The following is a 20,100-nucleotide window of genomic DNA, read 5'->3' as shown; positions in this document are numbered from 1 at the left end:
TGGCGATGCCGTAACTCGCTTTTCTTTCAGCGGTCGCTGAAGTCATGAAGGGTTGGTTTGGCTGCCGACAAAAAGGAGAAGAATATGACTCGGCAGTTTATGCTGACACCAACGTCGATGGCGGTTGTATTAGCTTTATCAACGCCAAATGTCTTGGCTCAGGAAGATGAAAATATAGTTGTGATTGGACAGCAGCAAGACAGTGCAGTTGGTCCTGATTTTAGTTATCTTGGAGCGAAGAGTCGGGCAGCGACGAAAACTGATATTGCCATCAATGAGACTCCAAGAGCGGTGTCTGTTGTTACGCGAGAGCAAATGGATGATCGTGCCTCTATTAGCATTTCTGACGCACTACAGTACACACCAAGCATTCAAACTAATTATTTCGGCGAAGATAACAAGCAAGATTGGTTTATTATTCGTGGTTTTAAACAGGCGAACAGTGGGTTGTATCAAGATGGTACCCGTTTATATTCTTCTGGCTTCTATAGTTGGCAAATAGATCCGTTTGCGTTAGAGAGGGTTGAAGTTTTACGTGGTGCAGCGTCTGTTCTTTATGGGCAAAACCCTCCTGGTGGGGTCATCAATGTTGTCAGTAAGCGACCTCAATTTGATGGGGGGTCAGGACTTGTATCTTTGGAGTACGGTTCTGAAGACCGTAAACAGCTTTCTCTTGACGTAAACTCTGAGGTGAGTGAGCAGCTAGCTTTCCGCTTTCAAGGGTTAGCGAGAAAAAATGGGACGAGAATTAGTGGGGTAGAAGCAGAGCGCATTCTTCTCTCTCCATCGATGACGTACAAATTTAATGAGGCGTCTGAAATTACCTTTCTAACGAGCTATCAAAAAGACGACTCAGATCCTTATCTGCAATTTTTGCCAGTTGAAGGAACGTTAACGCCAAACAAAAATGGAAAGATCAGTGATAGTTTAGCGATAGGCAATCCTAACTGGGAGACGTTTGAGCGTGAGCAGGTGTCTTTAGGCTATGAGTTTTCTCATGCATTTAATGATACCACTTCATTTATTCAAGCAGCTCGTTACAGCGAAATGGATGTTAAGCTAAGACAAATGTATTCGTACGTTTACTCGGCTGATGTGCCTGCGTTGGGGCCGGTTTTGGACCCATCACATGAACGCAAAACCATACTTCGGGGTGCTTCAACAGAAGATGGGTCATCTGATGCTTTTAATATCGATAATCGTTTGATGCACCAAGTAAATTGGGGAAGTGTTGAGCATAACTTGATGTTGGGCATAGATTTTCAAATGATCAGTATCGATGGTAAAGATTTTGCCAATGACCCTATAGTTGCTAATGGTAATGCATTATTAAACACACCAATGGGAGCTTTGCCCGATCCTAGGTTTAATGTATTTAATCCTACTTATTCGGATAACATAATGTTACTCGATCCGAATACGCTACAACCATTGAGCGAAACCGATAAGCAAAGAACGAAAATCGATAATCAGCAGCTCGGCGTCTACTTTCAAGATCATATGCTGATCAACGATAAATGGGCGATGTTATTGGGCGCCCGTTACGACGATACAAGTAATGAAGTACATAATGTTACCACGGGTGCTCGCACGAAAGTCGATAATGGAGAGTGGACGTTTAGCGTGGGAACGGCTTATATTTCTGATTCTGGCTTCACGCCATACTTTAGTTACTCTCAGTACTTTGATCCAATTATTCAAGAAGACAGCAATGGTAAGCCAGCGAAGCCTGAAAGCGGTGATCAATTTGAAATCGGTATGAAATACCAACCGGATTCATTTGATGGTTATTTCAATATTGCAACGTATCGGGCAACAAAAGAAAACTTGGCTCGTATCTACTTGAGTGAATTAACGCAAATAGGAAAAATAGAAAATAACGGCGTTGAGTTTGAAGCTGTAGCTAATGTGACACCATCCTTAACATTGATCGGGAACATTGCGTACGTTGATGCAGAGATAAAAGAAGACATCAATAAGGCATGGGTTGGCAAAACACCTTCCCAAGTGGCGAATACCGTATCATCAGCTTGGGCACATTATCGTTTCTTTGATGGACCTCTTGATGGCTTTGCTGTTGGCTTAGGCGCGCGCTATACAGGTGAGTCATACGGAGACAATGAAGAGAGACTAAAAGTACCAAGTTATTTCTTAATGGATGCGACGGTCAGTTATCGAATCGGCGATTACAAGTTACAAGTCGCAGCTAAAAACATCGCGGATAAAAAGTACATAGCGACATGTGATGGCTTTTGTTGGTATGGCGACCGACAAAATGTTATTGCAAGTTTAACTTACGACTGGTGAGTTAACGTATAAATAAACACCCCTAACTTTAGGGGTGTTTATTTAGAAATCGGCTTTACGGACAAAGTGCGGGTTTTTGTACTTTTTCTGCGGACCAAACGATGATACGACAAGTTTGTTCCATAATGTTTTGTCAAACTCACCCTTTGGAATCGAAGGGTAGAGGGTTTCCTCTTCTTCTCTTGCAAAGTTCATATATTGTTTCTTTTTAATTTGATTGTACTTTTTGGCGATCTGGTTATGTTTTCTTACCCACTCCAGCTTGTAATTGTGGAGCACTTTTTCACCTTCTTCGAGAGCCATTCGAGATAGGAACAGTCGCTTGTATGAGACCTTTCTGTCCAGCATTGTGCGCATAACGGTTTGGATATATTTACCGTGATGCGTAATGGTAATGTCGTTTTCATCAATAGGAGTGACACACCAGCCTTTAGGTAAAAAGTCTGGCTTCTTAAATTGCTTATTACGTTCCATTAGCGCCTGATGTAAAACTAAATCAGAGGTGCCGCGGAACGTCTTTTGCCATTTACCGATACGAATTTGAATCGAACCAGGCAAGCGATAGATGTTAGTAAACTTATCTTTGTCCATGGACTTGTGTCATGAGATTAATGTGCATAATTAGAAAGCGGAATTCAGTCCAATGCCACAGGCAGTAGACTTAAGTACCGTACGATTTTACAACGACCTTGCGCGATATAGCGAGGGGTTATGTCAATAATAGGTAAGAAATAGAAAATTAGTTCACATTATGAAGAAATTGGAAGCTAACAGGTTAAATTTTGAAGTTACACCAATTATGCCCATGCCGACTAAATAAAAAGAAGGCACGGGCATAAAATCACACCGCTTCTTCGAGTTGCTTGGTGTCTTCTTCAATCTGTTGTAGATGTCGGTTTGCTTGCTGTAACTGATACATTTGGGCATAGCGACCATTTTGCGTTAAGAGTGCTTTGTGTGTGCCTTTCTCGACTAACTCCCCATGATGAAGAACAATGATTTGGTCTGCATCTAGGATAGTTGAAAGCCGATGAGCAATAACAACGAGCGTCATGTCTTGTCTGAGTACCGCCAAGCTCTTTTGGATTAAAGCCTCTGTTCCTGAGTCAATATTTGCGGTTGCTTCATCCAATATCAATATCTTAGGTTTTACCACAAGCACACGTGCTAACGCCAAAAGCTGTTTCTGACCCGCAGATAAATTAGTTTCGCCTTGACCTAACTGCGTGTCTAGCCCGTTAGGGTAACGATGAATTTGTTCTGCCAAACCAACCTTGTCTAACGCATCCCATATTTGATTGTCATCAACTGCCCGACTGAGAGAGATGTTTTCTCTGACTGAAGCAGGGAGAATATGTGGATCTTGTTGAACCATTGCCACATCTTTGCGAAGTACGTCTTTCCCTAATGTTTTAAGTGGACGACCACCTATGAGCAGTTCACCACATTGCGTTGGATAAAAGCCCATTAACAGTGACGCTAATGTGCTTTTACCGCTTCCTGTATGCCCGACAAGCGCGATAAAGTCTTGGTGGTTGGCCTTCAACGAAATGTCTTTTAGGACGTCCTGTTTACCATCGTAGCTAAATGTGAGGTCTTTAAGTTCGATAGCACCTGACCTTAATGGTTGATGATCGCCCCCGTAAGTTTGTTCTTTCGCATCAATCAATTCAAAAACACGTTCGCTTGATACTAACGCCTGCTGAAGTAGAGCAAGTTGCTGAGTCATCTCAATTAGTGGTTCAGTAACTCGCGCAAGATAACTGATAAATGCATACAGTACCCCCACACCAATCAACTCAATACCATTAAAACCAAAGATCGCAACCAAGCAAAGCAACGCAAGACCAGCGAGTAAGTCCATTAATGGTCTTAGCAGATAGCCGTTTAGCCGAATCACTCGTTTAGATGCCACCAGATGCTCTGCGGTTAGCTCGTTGAACTGTTTATTAAAACGCTCTTCTTGTTGCATTAATTGAATGACACTCATCCCTTGAATGGATTCACTCAGATTCGCATTTATATCGGTCAATAGGTCACGCATCTTTCGGTAGCTTTCTGTACTTAGCTGCTTAAACAAGTACATAAAGCCGATGACGATCGGCAGCAATACAAGCACAACGAGTGTGAGCTTCCAGCTCATGAAAAACATAACGCCAAGCATTACGACAATCATGACCACGTTTTTCACCACGGTCGCGATCAAAAGCTCATAAAATTGCTGTAAAGATTCCGTATCGTTGGTGATTCGCGACACCAATTTTCCAGCAGGAGTGTAATCAAACGCAGATAACGGCTGCTTAATCACGCCAGAAAATACTTGCTTACGAATCGCTTTGATCGTGTTAGCCGCGACAATGCTAAATTGCAATGACTGAAAATACTGGAATGTTGCCGATACGATCTGAAGAGCGATATAACCTACTGCTAGCGAAATCAGAACACTTTGTGAATAGTCACCTTTAGCGATGTGCTCATCAATGAAATATTGAATCAACCAAGGGCCGCCGGCGCTAGCTAACGCTGCAATAAACAGCAAGGCGAGTCCTTTAATCATTGGCTTTGGTTGAGATAATGGGTAAGACATTAACCGTTTAAACGTGCTGGTCTGGTTCATTCATTATTCCTCCATCGCCTGTTCTAGTTTTTGGTACTCGAACATTTCGGCGTACCATCCCTGATGCGCTAATAAAGCGCTATGTTGCCCACGTTCAGTAATGTGGCCGTGATTCAAGACAATGATCTCGTCTGCTGCTTCCAATGCGGTGAGGCGGTGTGCAATAACGATTAGGGCTTGATCACGGTAGTGTGTTTCCAAATTCTTAAGGATTTGATGTTCGGTCCGTCCATCAACAGCGGAAAGTGCATCGTCCAAAACCAACACTTGGGCATTCAGCAGCATAGCGCGTGCTATCGCAATACGTTGTTTTTGCCCGCCGGAGAGTGTAATGCCTTTTTCACCAACTTCTGTTTGGTAGCCTTCAGGAAACTTCTCAATATCGTCATGTATACAGGCTAACTTTGCTGCTTTATAGACTTCTTCTTTCTCTGCATTAGGGTTGCCTAAGGCAATATTGTCGAAGATAGATTTGGAGAATAGAAACGGACTTTGGTTAACGACAGCAAAACGGTTGCGCCACTGTGGAAGTAGGGCATCCTTGATCTCGACATCACCGAATTTAATTGAGCCGTTTTCTAAATCATGTTGACGCAAAAGTAGTGTTAACAGGGTCGATTTTCCGCTTCCTACAGGCCCTGCAACTCCCAACATTTTTCCGGGTTCAAGTTCGATGTTTACTTCCGTCAAAGCGGGCGGTAAATCACTAGACCAGTGGAAATCGTCGATATCAATTTTCAACGGAAGTGGTTTATTTTCTATTGGCTTATTACCACTGATAATTTCTGGCTTTTCATCAAAGATCTCTTGTAGTCGGTTCCATGCAGCTGAGCCTCTTTCTAAAATGTTAAATAGGAATGCGAATGCCAGCATCGGCCATATCATCAACCCTAAATACATCGTAAATGCGGTCAGATCACCAAGCGTGATCTCACCTTTATCAACAAGGTAAGCACCAGCAGCGACACTAAGAAGGAAAGAAAGACCGATGGTTAACTGAATTGCCGGGTCAAATCTAGCATCGACTCTTGCAACAGCGATGTTCTTTTCGCCAGTATCATCCACAACCTCTTCAAAACGTTGCTGCTCTTGGTTTTCTAATCCGAAAGCACGCAGCATTCGCACGCCATTAAGTGACTCTTGTGTCATGTCTGACATGGTAGAAAAGGCTTCCTGAGCGACACGAAAGCGTTGATGTAGGATGCGCACAATAAAGAAGATGATGATGGCAAGAAATGGCATTGGAAGAAGCGCCATTACGGTGAGCTTCCAGCTTACTTGCGTTACCATAATGATTAAAACCGCAATACCAGTGATCAAAGAGTCTGCGGCGGTTAAAACCCCTTCGCCGGCTGTCATAACGATATTACGCACATCATTAGTGCCACGAGCCATCAGATCCCCCGTCTTGTAACGTTCAAAAAAACGAGGTGGCTGTGTCGATAAATGCCTATATAGACGGTTACGTAGAATGGTCCCGAGCTCCCAGCTTGCGCCGAAAAGCCAAATTCGCCATAAGATGCGACACCCATAAATGGTAAAGATCAGTACAGTTAACCCTGAGAGCCATAGAATCAGCGTATTTGTATCTAAAGTGTTGTCTACGACGCCGTCAACTATGATGCCAACTGCTTTGGGCGGAACAAGCTGTAGTGCTGATATCACAGCGAAAAGCAGAATGGATCCGACATAGTGCCTCCACTTTTGTTGGAAATACCAACGTAGCTGCCAGAATATTCTCATTACGCCTCCCGCTTTAAATTATTGAATTTGTTATAGAACTATTATTGAGCGAAATGATGAGTTTACAAGCACAAGTTATAGGCGGGTTTAAAAACGATAGATTGTTTCAATTATAGCCATGTGTCGGCGCAAATTACTGGTTTTATCTCTATGAGCTAACTGTGCGACGACATTATGTGAAATAGTTGTTAATGGTGGTTTTGGAGCCATTACCTTGCAATAACGATGAAGACACCAAAAGTAAAAGTGTTACTGCCACTCTCTATGGGAATTAGCAATCGTCAGTTTGTATTTTGTATTTCACTTGGCCACCAGGAGTTTCTGGGTAGTAAACTTCGACATAACACATATGTTCTGGACCAACAGGCTTGTTTGCAAAACCAATAAGGAAGTAGGGCTCGTCTGGACTGTCTACCCCGTACCAAGTGTTAATAGTGAGTTGTGGATCAAAGCCTGCTAGCTCTTTTGCTGGAATAACATTTTTGATAAATCCAAAGTAACCAATTAGGTCGTTATGGCCGTCATTATCTAGATCAATGTTATATTTTATGCCGCCATCTACTGTCTCTTGAGATTGAATCACTGCTTTGGTGTAGACAAAGTTGTTGGCGGTCATGAGTGCTTCTCTGGCTCCATATAGAACCGCTACTCTGGCATCTTTTTGTAAGTCAAGAAATTTAGGAAATGCAACGACGCTTACAATACCAAGAATGATGATGCACACAATGAGTTCAATAAGAGTAAATCCTTGAGAGCGACGCACAGCCTTTCTCCATGTTTTAGAAACGAATAGGCGGCTATTCTGATATAGAAACTTTCAGGTCAAGTATTAAAAAAGAATGATAGTAAGAGATCGGGATTGCAAATCTCAAATATAAAACAAGTTGCTTATTTTTGAGGTAGGGAGTGATTTTGAGAAAAACCAAGGAATGAACTCGAGAGGACAAAATCCTCCCGAGTAAAGCGACTATGATTCGTGTGTCAGAGCACTGCGGTTACGTTTAAAAATGAATCGCCAAATAAATAAGACAATTGCGATGTAACCTAATCCTACACCAAGCGCTTGCCAGTGCATGCCGTTATACATCGCGATTGGCATCAAAGAGATGATGAAGATGTCAGTGATTGAGCCTGGGACATAAGCGATGGCGTAATCATCAAGCACCTTGCTACGCATTTTTGGATCAACAATACGAAGCAACGCAATACCCATGGCAACCGTACCGGTTAACCAACCCCAAGAGAAAATGCCTTTCTCGAACCAATCTTCGCCCATGATGCGTGGGGCAACCCAGAAGATTAGCCATAGTGTGAAGGTGATACCGCCGATTGCAAGCACTACCATCGGCATTAAATACTGAGCTAAGACGGTAATCTTGATGGCTGAGATACCAAAGATAATCAAATAATCAGTACTGATGCCCGCAGCGTGTTTGAATGCACCGTCACAAAGATAGCGTGAAGCTTTCGTTTGTTTCGCGATGATTCGCACAAGCATGCCGCCAAGGAAGCCGGTTACGAACGTAGGAATTTGTACCTTATCGTGGAAAGAAGATAAGTAGTTAGCCGCTACATACGAGAAAGCCGTTACCACTACAACCAACGCCGCGTGAATCGCGAAAGAATCGACTGACAGGGAAGACATGGTGTCTTTCATTACCGGTTCTTGATCAACAGGCTTAACAAGGCCTTTGCGTTCGTGTTCATCCATGCTGTCGAAGGTCGTAAAGCTACGAATCCAACCCATCTTCAATGCGAATTGCAGCATGAGCATGCCGACAGAAATTGAAATGAAAATACCCACGGTTGCGAACGTTAAGCCAAGTGTGAAGCCATCTTCCCAGCCAAGCCCCGTGAAGATTTCACCAACAACAGATGCAGAGCCATGTCCGCCCATAAAGCCCGCAGACATTGTCACACCAAAGCCGGGATTAATCTCTGGCCAGAAGAAGGTTGTGAGAACTAGACCAAACATTGCCGCAAACAACCACTGAGAAACAGAAGCGATTTGGTTAAACGCCCACAATGAGCCAGCACGCTGTGCGACGGTTTTAGGTGATGGAACATCCGTTGCCAGACCTAACGCAGAAAAAAGTGCAGCAGTTAATAGGCTTGCGTTAGCGGTAAACGTATCGGTCCAAGGCAGTAAGTCTAACAGGGCTGGTCCAAAAATTAGACCGAATAATCCTGCGAGAACCGCCGATGGAATGTACATACGCTGTAGTAATGGCGCGTGAACGCGAATGACTTTTGCCAAAATCAATAGTAAGCCAGCGATGGCTAAGTCAGTCAGCATTAGACCTTTAGGCATCTTATCCTCCAGTAAATGCAGTCAAGGGGTAGCGTCCTTGTGACCTACCTTGAATAAAAATCTCTCTCAAGCCAAAAAGTCACATACGTGACTAAAAGCGTTGAGAAATCAATGTCGTTTTCATAAGCAAAGGAATGTGCTTATGCAATTTGAAATGAGTGTAAATGTTGTGATTGCACACGAACAGGAAGAGAAATTAGATTAAATTTCTCGATATTTTTTTGATAGTTCACTCAGGAAAGGCGGCAATCCTAGTCACTTTGTCAGAGCAATGCAATTGGTGTGAATCAATAAATTATGCCTAGTTAATGGGTGTCTCTGACTAACAACATGAAAAATAAAGACAATTAACAAGTAATAATATTTGTCATATCGAGAATAAAAGTTAATTAAATGATTAAATTGTCGCCGCTTTATGGGGTGACGTTATGGATTCACATGAGAAAGAATAAAATCGACCAAGGTACGGTTTTTAAGGGAAAGCTGTTTTGAACGGTAAAGCAGGTGGATCGGTTTTGGCTTGGGAGCATGTTGCTGCAGAATTTCTACCAAGGCACCAGATTGGATTTCCTGTTCAACTAAGATCTTTGGTTGCAGAAGAACACCAGAGCCTTTTAACGCGGCAAACTTAAGCACATCACCATTATTAGACGTTAATCGGGTGTTGCTGTTTCCAAAGGTATTAGATGGCATGTTCACCACCTGTTGGCTTTCCCCTTGGTGGTACTGAAATCCCAAACAATGATGATGTTCAAGGTCATCAAGCGATTGGATAGGGGCATGCAGCTTAAGATAAGAGGGTGAGGCGCAGTAAGTCATGTCGTATTGCCCGAGTTTTCTTGCAACTAACGATGAATCGACCAACTCACCAATACGAATAATCACGTCTGCTTCGCTTCGATATGGGTCAATCAAACTGTTATCCAACATTAACTCAACGTTCAGTTCGGGAAATTCTGCTAAGAAGTCAGCCACGATGGGCGCAATCACCTTTTTACCATAGGTAACTGGGCAGTTAACTTTTACTGTTCCAGTTGGGCGGTTGATCAGCGTCTGGATTAGGTTCTCTGCGTTGGTGATGTCTTCAATAATGCGGTGGCACTCTTGATAGTAGAGTCTGCCAGCTTCGGTCAAGGACTGTTTGCGCGTGGTGCGATGAATCAGCTGCGTACCTAAGCTTTGCTCAAGAAAGCTCATGTGCTTGCCAACCATGGTCGGTGAAATATCAAAGTGGTGTGCTGCATTACGAAAGCTGCCGTGTTCGACCACGTAAGCGAAAACTTTCATGCTTGTTAATTTATCCATTGCACACCCAAAGTTGATAAAGAAATAACTAAAGCAGAGTTTATCAATCAAATGAGGTTAATTACAGTGGGCGTATGATTAAGAATGGAGAAAGAGAGCCATCATGAGCGAGACGATTTTTGTTACCGCCGAACTGAAAATGAATGCCGATAAGCCAAGACAACAAGTGGTTGAAGCCATTGAACAATTTTGCCTTGATATGCAAAGCGAAGCGGGGTGCTTGCAAGCGAATGCGACCTACGATTCTAAAGCTCCACAACGTGTGATTCTTTGGGAGCGATATGAAAACCGCGCCGCGATTGAAGCGCATTTTGCTATGCCGCATACACAAGCGTTTATTGCGGCTGAAATGGCAGAGTTAGTTCAAGCATTCGAAACCCAAGCTCAATAGGAGACGTGAACATGAAATGGGGCATTTTAGGCACAAGCTTTATCTCAGGAGTCATGGCTGAGGCAATCCAAGGCGATGACAAGAGTGAACTGTACGCGGTTGCTGGGCGTTCGGAGCAGAACTTACAGGCATTCGCTGAGCAATATGGCATCGAGAATACGTTCAACGATTACGATGCGTTGATTGCTGATGAGCAAGTCGACATTATTTATATCGCATTGCCAAATCACCTTCATCATGACTTTATCGTCAAAGCGGCTGAGCAGGGCAAAGCGATCCTGTGTGAAAAATCACTTTCGGTAGATATGGAAAAAACCGAGCTGGCACTTCAAGCCGTAGAAGCGCACAAGGTATTCTTTGCTGAAGGCTTAATGTACTTGCATCACCCATTGATCAGTGAGTTGGTTTCGGTGCTTAAATCGGGAGAGATTGGTGAACTTCGCTCCATCCATACGTCTTATATTGCGTCGATTGCGCAGTTTGTTAATCCAGACAGCAAAGGTGCTTTGTATAACTTAGGTTGCTATCCAATGTCATTAGTGCATTTGGTGGTTAAAACCATGTTGGGTGAACAAACCTTTGAGAACCGTTCAATGAAAGCGATTGGCCGACGAGGTAATGATGGGAATATCTGCGAGTCGAGCTTGATGATGCAATTTGGTGAGCAACAAACGGTGAGCGTACATACTGCCGAAGATCATGGATTGAAACACCAGTTCACCATTCTGGGTAGCAAAGGCTGTATTACCTTAGATTCAAACCCATGGCTACCAACGCAAGATAACCAGTTTAGTGTGGAAATTTACGAGACGTCGAAGCGGGAAGTGTCTGTACCGGCAACTGGGGACGCTTTCTTCTATCAAGTGCGCAATATTCGCCAAGCGGTTGAAGAGGGGCGTACCTCGTTAGAAAACCCTTGTGCAACATGGGAAGACTCTCACCGTATTATGCAGCTACTGACTGAGTGGGAATCACTGGCTTCAAAGTAAGTGTGTACTTGAACCAATGAACATAAAAACGGCGCACTAAATCCAATGATCAGTGCACCGTTTGTATTTTGGGTTCAGTCTGGATTAAATGCGATTATCGCCGGTACTGAACGCAATGATTTGGCTGATCTCAGACAGGCTTCTACCACTTTCTTGCTGCCATTGAACAAACGCTTTGTTGGTTGCATCGAGCGATTTTTTCGTATCTTTGCCACCTTCAATGATCTTGCAATTACGCAGGTAAGCTTCCACGTCGCTAGACAAGATAAAGGTATCAACGCCCATTTGACGAAGTGTGTAAGGGCCAGTATTTCCGCCTAGGCGATTGCCGCGTTTCTTCAAATACGCCCATAGGTCGGTGATTTTCTCTTGCGGCCAATCAGCAACCATTTTGCCAAACGAGCCATATTCGATTTTTGCTTCGTGGATCATACGAGCGTTGGCAGGAATCGACATGACTTTAGTGAGGTGGCGAATGATGCGTTTGTCGGTTGCTTTGGTTTCCCATTGCTCATCTGACAGCATCAATAGCGGCTCAATCTTAAACCCAAAGAACACTTCTTCGAAGTTCGGCCACTTGTTGCGAACCACGCTCCACGAAATCCCACTTTGGAATACCTTCATCGAAAAAGCGGCTAGCCAACGGTCGTCGGGAATCGCTGCCAATTCTTCTTTGCTTAGTGGATGAGACAAAAGCGCTTCAAGTTGATCTTCACCACCTTTACGCTCGGCAGCGCGCTGATAAATCGCGTCAAATTTTTCGATACTCATAAAAGAAGTTAGTCCTAGTTTATGTCGATATTTGTGAAACATACTACGCTTAAGTGGCTGAATCGTAAATTGATGGAGTGTCACAAATGAAGAAGGTCACATTAACGTTTGTCGGGGAAGGTTCGGATCGTATTGCAGAAAAATTCTATGCGTGGATGACGGACGGTGGGTTAGAAGACAGCATGATTGAGAATTTATCTGACCGTGAAATCTCAGTTGTCGGCATCAGTGATATGGATAATGAAACGCGTGATGTGGTAATCAATACGGAAATGAACTAACGAGTCGACTATCGTCAGCAAGCAGAATCAGATAAAACAAAGCCCTTCACTCGAAGGGCTTTGTTGCGTTTATAAGCATGGGAGCTTAGTTGTTTACCAGCGTCAGACCGCTTGGCAGTGCATCACCGAAGATACGCTTCGATTCGCTCTCAGATAACTCTTTGACTTCTTCAACCAGTGATATCCAAGATTCAGGCACCTTGCTTTGCTTCAACTTAGCCAGCACTTGCTCACGGTAGTCGTCAGAGATATCGAATAGGCGGTCGCCCGTCTTACGACAAATCATTACGGCTGCGAACGCGATCATTGGTTCTTTCTGCCAGTTTTGTTCCAGTAATTTAGGTAGCCACTGTTCCGCTTGTTCACGAGGAATGACGTTGTGCTGGCTGCCATAAAGTGGCGTTCGCGATGCCAAGCGTCCCAATGCCCACCAGTGCGCTTGTTCAAACTGGTTTTGGTTGATGGCTTTGCTCAAGAACCACGTTGCCAATAGAACTTTGTCTTCGACTTCTAGGTGTTCAAGCGACGCCGCCAATCGAACCATGGATTCATAACCCATGTTTTGTGCCGCTTTAGCTGACTGTGGGTTTTTCATCGCGCCAGGGTGTAGGTATTTCGCGATGTCTGCCAAAATGGTTTCTTGTTGTTCTTGGCTTAGACCGCCCGCGATACGTCGCCAGAATACCCACCAGTCTGTCCAGCCTTGATGGTTTTTGAACTGAATATTTTGTTGATACAGTCCCCAAACTTGCTCAATACGCCAAGAGTCTGTTGGATCGCCAAAGCCCGGACGCAGTGCAAAGCCAGCCAAACGAAGCCAGTTTTTCTCGTGCTGTTCAGAGCGGCGGCGACGCTTACGACCTTGTGCAAAGGTATCAAAAAGTTGACGTAGGGTAGTGAAATCCCACTCGTCACGTTTGCCGAGCTTCTTCTCAAGATCTTTGGCTAAGGTTTTGATCTCTTTGCTTTCTGCGCTTTTCTTGTTACCGCTGTAAAGGCGAGCGATCAGCTCCTTACATTCATTCAGTTTAGGGTGAAGCTTAACTTGCTCGCTGTCATCGGTTTGCTTGTTACGAACTTCGAACTCCAGCTCCCAACGTTTGCTATCGTCTTCTGCGGTGACACATTCCATCTTAAGCGTACCGACTTCGGTCAACTGACACGCCAGTTGTACTTCTACACGCTCTTTCTGGTTGGCTTGCAGTTCAGCGCCTTCACCTTCAAGGGTAGTGATATAAGGTGGAAGAGGAGCAAACAAGTCAGGATCGACGTCCACCATCACACCGTTTTGAATAACGGTGTTATTGGTTAAGGTGTCGTGTGTAGAAGTCAGCAGGTTAAAGCGAACAGGTTCACCTAGGGTAAGCGAGAAACGACGACCACTTAAGCGGATCTCGTGTCCTTCTTCTGTACCTTTTGCAAGCAAACAGAGCGCTTTGCCCATCTTGTTCTTCTCTTGAAGGTGCAAGAAGTAAGAACGCGCCGCACCGCCACCAATTTTTAGCTGTGCTCCACGACGTGCTTTACCAAATGCAACAGCACCTAGTGCAACAGACCAATCTGGATGTGGGTTGTCTAATACCGTAACCGGAGCACCGCGCCAATCGGACAGTAGGGTAGTCACTCGCTCAGTCACAAGTTCACTATTGAACACACCACCGTTGAGTAGCAAACCGACTGGAATTGCATTTTGTTTGTCGTCTTCAATGCGAAGAGCGGCACGAGCAACTTGTTGGTGCTGAGTTAAGAACTCGGCTACGTGCTTGCTCACCGCTGGGTCAGCAACGTATGGAAGACCAAACTCGACAACGGCGCTGCGGCGTTTGTCCGGCACTTCACTGAAATCAGAAAGCGGGAAGAAGCCATCTAAAGCGATTTGGTGCACTTCTTGTTTGCTCAGCCCAATACTCTTTGTTCCGCCAAGAAGTTTCGAGCCGCTGCCCAGCATGGTGATCTTCACTTCTTCAGGTGCATTCGCTGAAAGCAGGTTTTCTTTCGCTTTACGCGTTTGCTGAATCAACTTAGTCAGGCTTGCGGCAGTGAGCTTCTTACTTTGGTTGAAGCGGCTTTCTGCAAGGTGTGCTAATGCTAAATCGAGGTTATCACCACCAAGCATCAAGTGTTCGCCAACGCCAATGCGGTCAAGGGCTAGCTCATCTTGAGAAGAGAAACTGGCTTCAATCAAGCTCAAGTCGGTAGTACCACCGCCCACATCACACACCAGAATCAGCGGTAACTCTTTGAGTTTATCAGCTGCGGTTTGCTGGTGGCGTGCGTACCAGTCGTAACATACGGCTTGTGGTTCTTCGAGCAGGACGATTTTCTTTAAACCAGCTAGCTGTGCCGCTTCAAGCGTGAGTTTACGAGCGGTTTCATCGAACGACGCTGGAACGGTCACAACCACATCTTGGTCTTCTAACTTATTGCTAGGATGACGGTAGTTCCATGCTTGGCGAATGTGGTTGAGGTAGCTTGCGCTGGCAATGACGGGAGAGACTTTATCTACGTCTTGCGCACCAGCCCAAGGAAGAATGTCTGAACTACGATCCACTGCTTGGTGCGATAGCCAGCTTTTAGCACTGGATACTTGACGTCCTTCCACCTTAGCGCCTAATTCACGAGCCCATTCACCCACGATCACATTACTAATGTCGCCAGATACAGGTTCGTTTTCCCAAGGAAGTGTTAGGTCAGAAGGGGAGATTTGACCAACCGCTGGGTGATAGCGGAAAGAGGGCAACAATGGCTTACGAACCACTTCACCCGGGCCAATCAATTGGTCGATGTCGAATAGGGATACTTCGGATTGTTCAAGGTTGTCGGTGATTTCACAGTACGCCACCACAGTGTTTGTGGTGCCAAGGTCAATACCAACAAGAAAACGAGGAGATGCCATACAAACCTTCGTGCATTTAAAAACGGCACCCGATTGGATGCCGTTTGATTTCTATTTATTCTTCTTCGTTTGAGTTGCTTTTCGCGTCTTCGCGCACATCGAACTCAACATGCCATTTTTGACCGTTATCAGCGGCAATGGCTTCTAAGTAAAGCGTACCAAGCTCTGTGACGCGAGAGGCTAGGGTTACCGGAACCACTTCACCTTCACGACGACCTTCAGATACAGGCAGCGTTACTTGAATTTCTGGTAGCTCTTCGAGCTCTTCTGGTGCCCAGTAGTCTAGGTGAGTACCTGCTAGGTCATCACGACGAACCGTTGAGCCGAAGAATTGGAAGTTAACCGGCTGACCGATGATCAAACCAAACTCTTGGCTTGGTACGTCAACGCTTGAACCTTCTTCCATACCAAATGGTGCAACACAAAGTGCTTCCATTGGAGGCGCCATGCCCGGAATCGCTGGCATCGCACTTTCGATACCCACGTAGTACGCAGAAGCAATACCACCACGGATACGAACACCTTGACCACGACGAACAGAGCCGTAGTAAGCCGCACCGCTAGCAACCGCAAGGTCTAGGTCTACACCTGTTAGGCGTTTAGCCATTTCCGCATCTGCTTCAATTAGCCATTCGTTGATCGTGTCTTCTAGACGAGATGCTAGAAGTTTCGATTTCAGAACACCACCGTTGAATAGGATTGCGGTTGGCTTGATGAAGTCAGCTGATTGCGCCGCATCCGCACCTGGCATACCAGGCATGTTAGCGAATGGGTTGAAATCTTGAGCTGCTGCTTCGCCGCCATTTCCTGAAGCAGAAAGGGCATTAGCTTGCTTAGACAAGAACGCTGCGATGTGACGAGTAATACCTGCATCTTGCGCGTAAGGCAGACCCATTTGCGTTAGTGCACCACGGTTACGTTGAACAGGGTGGTCAGTAATCGCAACTTGAGGGAAGAAGCCGTCAACCAGTGTTTGTTGTACTTCTTCTTGAGTCAGTTCTGTTTTCAGCGTTGCGCCAAGCAGTTTAGAACCACGGCTTGGTACTACGATTGACACTGACTGAAGTTCGCTGTCGTTCAATAGCGCTTCTTTCGCGTCGCGACATGCGTGTGTCATTGCCTGAACTTGCCATGGCTGTAGCTCTTTACCTTCTTGGGCTAGCTTCATCTTCAAGCGGTACGCAAGTGCAAGATCCATGTTGTCACCGCCAAGTAGGATGTGTTCACCTACCGCGATACGGTTCAGAGTTAGGTTGCCGTCGTCTTCAGTTACTTCAACCAAAGAAAGGTCGGTTGTACCACCACCGATATCGACCACAAGTACGATGTCGCCAACTTCAACTTCGTCGCGCCATTTGTCGTTGCTGTTATCGATCCAGTTGTAAAGTGCAGCTTGTGGCTCTTCTAGAAGCGTTAGGTGCACAAAACCAACGTTGCGTGCTGCTTCTGCAGTTAGATCGCGAGCAGCAGGATCAAAAGAAGCAGGAACCGTAATGGTTACGTCTTGATCGGCAAGGTTGTGATTTGGGTTCGCGTGATTCCAAGCGTCTTTTAGGTGCTCTAGGTAAAGCTCTGTCGCACGAAGAGGGGATACTTTTTCCACTTCTTCTGGGCTACCTGCTGGCAGGAAAGCATCACGACGGTTCACACCTGCGTGGCAAAGCCAAGATTTCGCACTTGCAACAAGACGAATTGGTGTTTTTGAACCTAGGTTACGTGCAATTGCACCAACTAGAGCTTTTGGCTTGCTCGACCACGGAAGAACGCGTGATTGCGGGTTCATTTCGTGTTCGTGCGGCTGGTAAAGGAAAGAGCCTAATTGGCTGCGAGTCTCTACCGTACCCGGCGCAGTCAACTGCGGGATAGGCATCACTTCAACGCGAGCGTCTTCGTCGTGAGTATCAACAAAAGACATCACACAGTGTGTTGTACCTAAGTCGATACCAACACTGAATTTAGGCGTCTGTTGAGTTTCAACAGACGCTTCTTGAGAATGGTTTTCTTGGTTCATGTGTTCCATTACAGCTCAACCTCAGCTGGAGCGATCACAGATGCGTCGTAGTTCTCAGCCAGTTTAGGCAACGTCATTGATGTTGCCTTCCAACCTTTGTGAACTAGCGTGCCGTTAAATGGCGCGCTGCCTGTTACGTTGCCAGTTAGGCGGATTTCTTGTGGGTTGAAGCCTTCTTCAACCGTAATGCGAGTTTCTTCGTCTTCGTTACGAACGTGCGCTAGCGTCACGTAGTCGTTCAGTACTTTCTGACCGCCAGTGTGGATTACGCGAGCAGCTGCGCCTACTTCTTCATCAGAGAATGACGTTAGGTCTTCTTTTAGGAAGTCAATCAGACGAGCTTCTTGTTGCATGATAGAAAGCAGCTGCATTGCAGAGTCCGTTGATGCGGTTGCAAGTTTTGATTCAACTTCTACAACACGCTCTACGACTTTCTCTACTTCCACTACTTTTTCTACTTCAACGATCTTCTCAACTGGTTTCTCAACCTCGACGATTTTCTCGACTGGTTTTTCTACCACTTTCTCGACCACTTTTGATTTGCGCGACACTGCAACTAGAAGAAGCAAAACGCTCGATGCGGTTAGGCCAGCGTGAAGCATATCGAACGTTTGAGGAATTAGGTTCAAATCAATGTTCATGACGTTTTTTCTCTTTCTATTGATTTATTGGTGCTCAGTATTGGCTCATATTTGTTCACTAAAACGATCGTCTTTGCGATCTTGCACCAAGTTTAGACATTAAAATGATGACGGATGGTAGCATATTCAAGGCTTAAGGCTGTAATAATTCGTGACTATACCGTACGAACAGCGTGAAAAATCGACGATCAGACTCCCCAATATAGGTTGTTGCTTGATGTTTGTGCATTGCTAACGCAGTATTTCAATAGATCCCGAAGTTTAACTTACGGAAGTATCAAAAATTACGATATGACACAAAGCACCGCTCATAAGAGCTTTATAAAACGACATTCAGACTCTATTTTAGCTTTTTTGGCGACTTTATGTGTCACTGCTGGTGTAGTTGGTGCTGCTTATACAATGCAGCAACGGTATACACAGACGACGTTTGATACTTTAGCCGACCGACAAGCAGAATCACTTAAAGCAAACGTCGAGAATGATCTAAAGTTCATTGGTGCGGGCGCAAACTTTTTCCATTCGATTGAGCGAAGCTATTGGCCATCGTTTCCGATGTATGCGGAACAAGTGATTAACAGCTCGCGAAGTCTCATTGGACTTCAATGGATGCAAAAGGTCGAATTCGAAGATCTTGATGAACATATTTTAAAGACCCGTCAAAAATTTCCAAACTTCCAACCGTTTACCGTTCCTAAAGATGGTCCCAAAACCTACGGGTACATTTTTGAACACAATGAGCCAATTTTTATCGCGTCGGATATCTACCCAAGAACACCGGAAAACCTTTCTCTATTGGGTTTCTATTTTTCGCGCAAACGCTTCGATTTAATCTTGGATGATATTTCCGAAAATGGGCGAGCGAATGTCTCGGATAAAGTTCGCTTACTGCAAGATGGTTATGACAAGTCCATACCTAAGACTGGGTTGCTGGTGTTCCATCCAGTGTTCGACTTCGAGAACAAATATTTATTAGGAGTAGTGACCGGTGTTATCCGAAGTACGGTTTACTTTGAGGATTTGATTACGAAAACCGCGACGGAGCTCGATATGTCGGTGCGCGTAGAAGATTTGGGATTCGACGCAGCAGATGACCCTGTTCTCTTTCAAAGTGCTAGCTGGGATAACATTCGAGGAACCGTTATAAGCCGAACCATTCAACTGCCTAACCGTGAATGGCGTATTGACTTTAAACTTTCTGACGCAGTCTCAGCTTGGGAGCGTTCTATTTTAGCGGGCACGACGCTAGCCGGATTGGTAATCGCCTTTTTGATCAGTTGGATTGTGAATTTACAGTCTCGAGAAAAAGAGCGCTTAGCGGTCATGTTGGAGCTCAAAACCGTTGAATTAAAAAGAATGGCAGAGCGAGACCCTCTAACTCAACTACTGAATCGCCGAGCATTCAACGATCACTTGCTTAATCAGATAAACAAAGGTGTTAACTTCGCCTTGGTTGGTTTTGATATCGACCACTTCAAAGTGATTAATGACAAACACGGCCATTTAGGTGGAGATGAAGCGTTGCAACATGTCACTAAGCTGGTCAGTGCTAATTTAAAACCGGGAGATAAGTTTTACCGCGCTGGTGGTGACGAGTTTTGTATTATTTCTAAAGTCATTGATAGAGCAGTGCTAGAAGCTTACCTAGAAAAGTTACGGAGTGTTGTGGCAAGTACGGCTTTTGATTATGGTGATGCGTCAATCATCTGTACGTTGAGTATCGGTGCGGTTATCCATAAAGAAGAAGATCCTGAGAGCTTGTATCACAAAATGGACAGTCAACTCTATTTGAGTAAAAAAAACGGCCGTAATAATGTGTCGATCGGCGATTAAATGG

15 protein-coding genes are annotated in these 20,100 nt (G+C 44.9%); 5 read left to right on the top strand and 10 right to left on the bottom strand.

Annotated elements, in window-relative coordinates; genetic code table 11:
* The first annotated feature begins 84 nt into the window (after positions 1-84).
* Positions 85-2,307, top strand: coding sequence for a TonB-dependent siderophore receptor (locus tag R8O11_RS09195; RefSeq protein ID WP_136977070.1), 2,223 nt, complete (start codon positions 85-87; stop codon positions 2,305-2,307).
* A gap of 42 nt (positions 2,308-2,349) precedes the next feature.
* Here R8O11_RS09195 and R8O11_RS09190 read toward each other — a convergent pair whose 3' ends face one another.
* From R8O11_RS09190 to R8O11_RS09165, 6 genes are all read right to left on the bottom strand, one after another.
* Positions 2,350-2,898 carry a hypothetical protein gene (locus tag R8O11_RS09190; protein WP_085569861.1) on the bottom strand — a complete coding sequence of 183 codons (549 nt, stop codon included), beginning with the start codon at positions 2,896-2,898 and terminating at the stop codon, positions 2,350-2,352.
* Between the two features lie 250 nt (positions 2,899-3,148).
* A complete protein-coding gene (locus R8O11_RS09185) occupies positions 3,149-4,924 on the bottom strand; it encodes an ABC transporter transmembrane domain-containing protein (RefSeq protein ID WP_136977071.1) in 1,776 nt (591 codons plus the stop codon).
* A 3-nt stretch (positions 4,925-4,927) separates the two neighbouring features.
* The gene (locus tag R8O11_RS09180) at positions 4,928-6,667 is read right to left on the bottom strand and encodes an ABC transporter transmembrane domain-containing protein (protein WP_136977072.1); all 1,740 of its coding nucleotides are present in this window, start codon (positions 6,665-6,667) and stop codon (positions 4,928-4,930) included.
* A gap of 271 nt (positions 6,668-6,938) precedes the next feature.
* Positions 6,939-7,430, bottom strand: coding sequence for a type II secretion system protein (locus R8O11_RS09175; RefSeq protein WP_005389069.1), 492 nt, complete (start codon positions 7,428-7,430; stop codon positions 6,939-6,941).
* Positions 7,431-7,634: 204 nt separating this feature from the next.
* Positions 7,635-8,978 carry a sodium/glutamate symporter gene (locus tag R8O11_RS09170; protein WP_213874456.1) on the bottom strand — a complete coding sequence of 448 codons (1,344 nt, stop codon included), beginning with the start codon at positions 8,976-8,978 and terminating at the stop codon, positions 7,635-7,637.
* 426 nt (positions 8,979-9,404) lie between these two features.
* On the bottom strand, positions 9,405-10,283 hold the full coding sequence (locus tag R8O11_RS09165; protein WP_182039594.1) for a LysR family transcriptional regulator: 879 nt from the start codon (positions 10,281-10,283) through the stop codon (positions 9,405-9,407).
* 103 nt (positions 10,284-10,386) lie between these two features.
* On the opposite strand from R8O11_RS09165, the gene R8O11_RS09160 reads away from it, so the two are divergent.
* Together R8O11_RS09160 and R8O11_RS09155 are read left to right on the top strand one after the other, a co-directional pair.
* Positions 10,387-10,674 carry a putative quinol monooxygenase gene (locus tag R8O11_RS09160; protein ID WP_025766691.1) on the top strand — a complete coding sequence of 96 codons (288 nt, stop codon included), beginning with the start codon at positions 10,387-10,389 and terminating at the stop codon, positions 10,672-10,674.
* Between the two features lie 11 nt (positions 10,675-10,685).
* A complete protein-coding gene (locus tag R8O11_RS09155; RefSeq protein ID WP_132936645.1) occupies positions 10,686-11,663 on the top strand; it encodes a Gfo/Idh/MocA family protein in 978 nt (325 codons plus the stop codon).
* An 84-nt stretch (positions 11,664-11,747) separates the two neighbouring features.
* On the opposite strand, the gene R8O11_RS09150 is transcribed toward R8O11_RS09155, so the two are convergent.
* The gene (locus R8O11_RS09150) at positions 11,748-12,434 is read right to left on the bottom strand and encodes a DNA-3-methyladenine glycosylase I (RefSeq protein WP_005377694.1); all 687 of its coding nucleotides are present in this window, start codon (positions 12,432-12,434) and stop codon (positions 11,748-11,750) included.
* An 86-nt stretch (positions 12,435-12,520) separates the two neighbouring features.
* Here R8O11_RS09150 and R8O11_RS09145 point away from each other — a divergent pair, with 86 nt between their 5' ends.
* Positions 12,521-12,715, top strand: a complete 195-nt coding sequence (locus tag R8O11_RS09145) for a hypothetical protein (protein WP_005377692.1) — start codon at positions 12,521-12,523, stop codon at positions 12,713-12,715.
* A gap of 85 nt (positions 12,716-12,800) precedes the next feature.
* On the opposite strand, the gene R8O11_RS09140 is transcribed toward R8O11_RS09145, so the two are convergent.
* Genes R8O11_RS09140 through R8O11_RS09130 form a run of 3 tightly spaced genes read right to left on the bottom strand, consistent with a single transcriptional unit; the run spans position 12,801 to position 18,263 of the window.
* Positions 12,801-15,611 (bottom strand): Hsp70 family protein, encoded by a 2,811-nt coding sequence (locus R8O11_RS09140; protein WP_269334079.1) that lies wholly within the window; start codon positions 15,609-15,611, stop codon positions 12,801-12,803.
* 55 nt (positions 15,612-15,666) lie between these two features.
* Complete coding sequence (locus R8O11_RS09135; RefSeq protein ID WP_213889363.1) at positions 15,667-17,631, bottom strand: Hsp70 family protein; 1,965 nt, start codon at positions 17,629-17,631, stop codon at positions 15,667-15,669.
* Positions 17,631-18,263 (bottom strand): DUF2760 domain-containing protein, encoded by a 633-nt coding sequence (locus tag R8O11_RS09130; protein WP_017634945.1) that lies wholly within the window; start codon positions 18,261-18,263, stop codon positions 17,631-17,633. Before R8O11_RS09130 ends, R8O11_RS09135 begins: the two co-directional genes overlap by 1 nt.
* Before the next feature lie 291 nt (positions 18,264-18,554).
* On the opposite strand from R8O11_RS09130, the gene R8O11_RS09125 reads away from it, so the two are divergent.
* A complete protein-coding gene (locus R8O11_RS09125) occupies positions 18,555-20,096 on the top strand; it encodes a sensor domain-containing diguanylate cyclase (protein WP_005377686.1) in 1,542 nt (513 codons plus the stop codon).
* The last annotated feature ends 4 nt before the right edge of the window (positions 20,097-20,100 follow it).

The organism is Vibrio sp. 1288 (assembly GCF_033344475.1).
The sequence above is the reverse complement of the archived record's forward strand: the minus strand, read 5'-3'. Positions and strand labels throughout refer to the sequence as shown.